The organism is Deltaproteobacteria bacterium, from assembly GCA_016213065.1.
In the GTDB taxonomy this organism is placed as follows: domain Bacteria; phylum UBA10199; class UBA10199; order SPLOWO2-01-44-7; family SPLOWO2-01-44-7; genus JACRBV01.
The window spans coordinates 1-5,602 of sequence record JACRBV010000057.1; the positions used below are offsets into that span (position 1 = coordinate 1).

Here is a 5,602-nt window from a genome sequence, read left to right on the forward strand (position 1 = left end):
GGTAATGGAACAACGACAAATAGTAGCACTCCTGTGCAAGTGTCTGGTTTAAGCGGGATCACCGCGATTGCCGGTGGTAGCAGTCATAGTTTGGCACTCAAGAGTAATGGAACGGTGTGGGCATGGGGGTACAATGGAAGTGGCCAATTGGGTGATGGAACTACAACAGAGAGAGACACTCCTGTTCAAGTGTCTGGTTTGAGCGGAGTTACGGCGATTGCGAGCGGTAATGGTCATGGTTTAGCTCTTAAGAGTGACGGAACCGTGTGGACGTGGGGATACAATACCTACGGCCAACTGGGTGATGGAACTACGACAGAGAGACATACCCCTGTGCAGGTTTTGGGCAGTTTGAGTGGTGTTACAGCGATTGCGGGTGGCTTTTCTAATAATCATAGTTTAGCTCTCAAGAGTGACGGGACCGTATGGGCATGGGGAGCCAATGACTTCGGCCAACTGGGTGATGGAACTACGACAGAGAGACATACCCCTGTGCAAGTATCTGATTTGAGCGGGGTTACGGCAATTGCGGGTGGCTCTGTTCATAGTTTAGCTCTCAAGAGTGACGGGACCGTGTGGGCATGGGGGTACAATAGCAATGGCCAACTGGGTGATGGTAGTACGACAGAAAGAGACACACCCGTGCAAGTTTCAGCGTTTTAGATTTAGGGAACCTCTAAAAACCCCGCTTGTCATCCTGAACCCTTCGCCATTATTGTCATTCTGAGCGGAGCGAAGAATCTGCTCGCGCTCAGGGTAAACTCCGTGAAGGATCTGCTTGATAACAAAGTGGATTCGAAGCACAGCGAGGAATGACAAATTGTGGTTTTCATAGGTTTTTAGAGGTGCCCTTTATTTACAAGCCGGTTGCTGTTGGGTCACGCAATGAATAGTACCAAGTCCCCATACGAGGTCTTGGCAGGGGATTCCCACAACGTTTCTATTTGGAAAAAATTTCTCGAAAATTGTTAAAGCGTTACTATCCTTCTTACTCTGAAAAACCGGAACCAAAACCAGATCATTCGCGATATAGAAATTGGCATAACTTGCCGGAAGGGGTTTTCCGTCTTCTTCTCCAATGGGTGTGGGCATGGGAAGAGGGATGACCGTCAATCTTTCTCCGCTCTGGTCGCGTGATTTTTGCAAAATCTTAAAATTCTCCTGCAACAATTTATAATTTTCATCAGCCGGATCTTCTTCCACCGCGCAAACAACGTTGGAAGCGTTCACAAAGCGGGCGATGTCATCAATATGTCCATCCGTGTCGTCCCCTTTAATCCCCTCTTCCAACCAGATGATCTGGCGCACTTTCAGATAATTTTTTAGACATTCTTCAATTTCCTTTTTCGAAAGATGAGGGTTGCGATTTTTATTCAAGAGACACTGTTTGGTAGTAAGGCAAGTGCCAACTCCATTTACTTCAATGGAACCCCCTTCCAAAACAATGCCGGGCTCAAAAACGGGACAGTTAAGGAGTGGAGCTATTTTTTGTGGAATTTTGGTATCGGCAATCAACTCTTCATATTTCCCACCCCAAGCATTATATTCCCAATGATTAAAGGCCAGCTCTTTCCCCCCATTTTTTTCATGCACCAAAAAATTGGGGCCATAATCGCGGATCCATGAATCAATCGTCGGAATAATATGAACAACAAGATTCTTCAGCTTGGGAATTTTCTGTGCGGTCGCTTTATCATCGACCAATAAAAAAACTTTTTCATGAGTGGTGAGATGATGAATCATTTCAAGATAAACTTTTTCAACTTGTGGCACGCGATCGGGCCATGTGACCGGATCTTTGGGCCATGTGAGCCAAGTCCCTTCATGCCTTTCCCATTCCGCGGGCATTCGGAAGCCTAATTCGTTTGGTGTTTTAATAGACATCAGTGCGCCTACAATCAAGGAATGGCCAATCTTTGCGGACCTCTTTGATAAAATTCAGATCACAGGAAGTTACCACCACTTCTTCTTTATTTTCACTTCCCATTTTCAAAACACGTCCCAGAGGATCGGCAACAAAAGAGGTCCCCCAAAAATTAAGATGATCTTCCGTCCCAACACGATTCACCGCCGCCACAAAAACATTATTGGCAATAGCATGACTGCGTTGAATAATTTGCCAAGCCTCTTGTTCCGCCTTGTTAATATCTTTGGGGCCCGCAACCTGAAAACCAATGGCGGTGGGATAAAAAATAATTTCGGCACCTTTTAATGCCAAAGCCCTCGCGCCTTCGGGGTACCACTGATCCCAGCAAACCAAAACGCCAATCGTTCCAAATTTTGTTTTGAAAACAGGATAACCCAAATCTCCCGGAGAAAAATAATAACTTTCTCCATAATAATGTTCCGGATCATCGGGAATATGCGTCTTCCGATATTTTCCCAAAAATTTTCCATCGGCATCAAATACCACCGCCGTGTTGAAATATTTTTTTTCTTTCGTCTTTTCGAAGAGAGAGGCCACCAATACAATTTTAAATTTTTTGGCCCACTGACTTAAGAGATCGGTTGACAGACCGGGAATCGCTTCCGCCAATTCAAAAAATTTTGGATCTTGTGTCTGACAAAAATAAAGGGAGGCAAAAAGTTCCGACAAACAAACAATTTGAGCGCCTTGTTGAACAGCCCGCGCAATAGATGCCTCAGCCTTGGAAAAATTCGCCTTCGGCTCTGTGCTACAGCGCATTTGAATGAGACCGAGATTGACAGAACTCATAGAGAGTTACGGAACGAAAATGGCACCGGCCACCACAGTTGTCCAAAGACCACTTTTATCGCCGATGGCCGATTGCGTGATGTTCAATGTTTTCACGATTTCTCCGGAGATGGTCCAGAGATTTTTTCTTTCATTCCATGATTTGTCGGCTTCGAAAGGGACGCCCAGTGTTGTGGCAAGCATTTCGGCGGCTAAATCTTCGGTATAATCACCGGCTTGTTGCTCTGTTTGTCCGAAACTTTTGTGTTCGGAAAGATAACCGTGATGATCTGAATTTTTTGGAAGGGCCAGACCCACAGAAGCGGCAACCAAACGGTGCGGTTCATTGGTGCAGTTGTCATACAAAACGCAAAAAACCACTTCGCCGGCGTGCAGAAGTTTGATTCCTTTTTCGCGTGGAATAATTTTGCAGTTTGGCGGAAAAATACTGGAGACGCGAACCAGATTGTATTTGGCAATTTTGGCATCGCGTAATGCCATTTCAAAACTTTGCAATTTTTCGCGATGACGACCAACACCTTTTGTTAAAAACAACCTCTCGGGTACGAAACCTCTCATTTTTGTCTCCTCTTTTAAAGAGTGGCGGCTAACATATTTCAACAGGGGGTACAAGAAGAAATTGCGGAAAACAGACTATGGACCAGTGACCAAGGACCATGGACTAAAGATAAAAAACATTGAATCCTTTATTTGGATATTTACTTTACAAATTTTCAACCCAATGGCATGTGAGTTTTATGAAACAAATTGCATTGACCGGCGGTTTTGCCGTGGGCAAATCGACAGTCAGCCGGATGTTTGAAGATTTGGGAATTCCCCGCATTGATGCCGACCAACTCACCCACGAAGTCACCGCACCCGACCGAACGGCTTGGCGTCAAATTGTTTCGAATTTCGGTGAAGAGGTTTTATTGAATGATCGAAATCTGGACCGGCACAAATTGGCAGAAATTGTTTTTAATAATCCCGAACAACGCAAAAGGCTGGAAGCCATTATCCATCCCAAAGTCCGTGAGACCATGCATCAAAAAATAGAAGCTCTCAAACTTCAGGGTCATACGAGAGTTATTCTGGAAATTCCGCTTCTTTTCGAAGCCGGTTGGGACAAAAGCGAACCGCTGTCGGCCATTATTGTTGTCTCAGCAGATCAAAAGACGCAGATAGAACGAGCCAAGAAGAAATTCCACTTAGATGAAAAAGCAATCAAGGCAAGAATCAACGCTCAACTTCCGTTAACCGAAAAAACCAAAAAAGCCCACTTTGTGATTGATAATAGCAAAGACCCGGAATCAACAAGAGCCCAAGTGCTAAAAATCTTCAGCAAGTTGCCTAGTTAACAACCTCGTTTTCGTGTCCGACGGCATCTTTGCGTGAGAGACGGACTTTGCCGCTGTTGGGATCGACTTCCAGAACCTTGACGACGATCTCATCTCCCTCTTTCACAACATCGGTGACTGCTTTGACCCGATGATTTTCAAGCTGAGAAATATGAACCAGACCGTCCTGATTTGGCATAAATTCAACGAAGGCTCCAAACTCCATGATTTTGACAACCGTCCCGCGGTAATATTTTCCAACTTCAGCAACGGCTGAAACTTCTTTCACGCGTTTGAGTGCGCGTTCACCGGATTCCTGATCGACCGCAAAAATACTGACGGTCCCGTCGTCTTCCACATTAACTTTTGCACCGGTTTCATCGACGATCGAACGAATATTTTTTCCGCCCGGTCCGATAAGAGCTCCGATTTTATCGACCGGAATCTTGATGGTTGTGATTTTTGGCGCATGGGGTGAAAGAACTTCGCGTGGTTTGCTCAATGTTTTATCCATTTCGCCCAAGATGAAAAGTCTGCCTTCGTGGGCTTGTGTGAGTGCCTCTTCCAAAAGTTTGTCGGAGAGACCTGTGATTTTGATATCCATCTGCAACGCGGTCACACCCTTTTTGGTTCCGGCCACTTTGAAATCCATGTCACCCAAATGATCTTCATCTCCCAAAATATCGGAGAGAATGGCATAGCGATCGCCTTCTTTGATAAGACCCATGGCAATACCTGCCACAGGAGCTTTGATCGGAACACCCGCATCCATCAGGGAAAGAATACCGCCACAAACAGAAGCCATGGACGAAGAACCATTTGATTCCAAAATTTCAGAAACAACCCGAACGGTGTAGGGAAAATCTTCCTGTGAGGGAAGGACTTTGGACAAAGCGCGTTCTGCCAAAGCACCGTGTCCAATTTCCCGTCGTCCCGGTGAACGCAGGAATTTTACTTCACCCGTTGAGAACGGAGGAAAATTATAATGGAGCATAAAGCGTTTGTAATAAACTTCGCCCAAAGCATCGATAAGCTGTTCGTCATCGGAAGAACCGAGCGTAGTGACACAAAGAGCCTGTGTTTCGCCGCGGGTAAACAATGCAGAACCGTGTGTGCGGGGCAACAATCCGGCTTTGCACGAAATGTTGCGAATATCTTTTGTGGTGCGTCCATCCACACGACGACCCTCTGACAGAATTTTATTTCTGAAAATTTTATACAGAGTGTCTTCAAATAATTTCTGGACTGTTTTGTAATTTGAATCTTCCTCACCCAAGGAGCAAACCGATGTGAGAAGAGACGTTTTCAAATTCCGGATGGTCGAGTTTCGCTCTTGTTTTGTTGTAATGCTAATCGCCTGTTTGATCTGGTTTCCGATAAAATCGTTAACCTTTTGAACCAAGGCAGGATCGACTTCTGCTGAGGGCACTGTCATTTTTGGTTTGCCTGCTTTTTTGGCCAACTCTTCCTGAATAAGCAAAACAGGTTGAATGGATTCATGCGCAAAACGAATGGCGGCAATCATGTCCGCTTCCGGAATTTCGTTTGCTCCCCCTTCCACCATTACCAC

Annotated in this window: 6 protein-coding genes; 2 read left to right on the forward strand and 4 right to left on the reverse strand. The window is 45.4% G+C overall.

Annotated elements, in window-relative coordinates:
- Positions 1-663, forward strand: a 663-nt coding sequence (locus HY877_03180; protein ID MBI5299281.1) for an RCC1 repeat-containing protein, incomplete at its 5' end; no start/stop codon positions are given.
- Positions 664-852: 189 nt separating this feature from the next.
- Here the strand turns inward: HY877_03180 and HY877_03185 are convergent.
- The 3 genes from HY877_03185 to HY877_03195 are packed head-to-tail and all read right to left on the reverse strand — an operon-like array spanning position 853 to position 3,274.
- On the reverse strand, positions 853-1,848 hold the full coding sequence (locus HY877_03185; GenBank protein ID MBI5299282.1) for an agmatine deiminase family protein: 996 nt from the start codon (positions 1,846-1,848) through the stop codon (positions 853-855).
- A 25-nt stretch (positions 1,849-1,873) separates the two neighbouring features.
- The gene (locus HY877_03190) at positions 1,874-2,716 is read right to left on the reverse strand and encodes a carbon-nitrogen hydrolase (GenBank protein ID MBI5299283.1); all 843 of its coding nucleotides are present in this window, start codon (positions 2,714-2,716) and stop codon (positions 1,874-1,876) included.
- Between the two features lie 6 nt (positions 2,717-2,722).
- Positions 2,723-3,274, reverse strand: coding sequence for an arginine decarboxylase, pyruvoyl-dependent (locus tag HY877_03195; GenBank protein MBI5299284.1), 552 nt, complete (start codon positions 3,272-3,274; stop codon positions 2,723-2,725).
- Positions 3,275-3,453: 179 nt separating this feature from the next.
- On the opposite strand from HY877_03195, the gene HY877_03200 reads away from it, so the two are divergent.
- Positions 3,454-4,053 carry a dephospho-CoA kinase gene (locus HY877_03200; GenBank protein MBI5299285.1) on the forward strand — a complete coding sequence of 200 codons (600 nt, stop codon included), beginning with the start codon at positions 3,454-3,456 and terminating at the stop codon, positions 4,051-4,053.
- On the opposite strand, the gene pnp is transcribed toward HY877_03200, so the two are convergent.
- A partial coding sequence (gene pnp, locus HY877_03205; protein MBI5299286.1) for a polyribonucleotide nucleotidyltransferase occupies positions 4,046-5,602 on the reverse strand: 1,557 nt, incomplete at its 5' end. The two genes, HY877_03200 and pnp, sit on opposite strands and share 8 nt — an antisense overlap.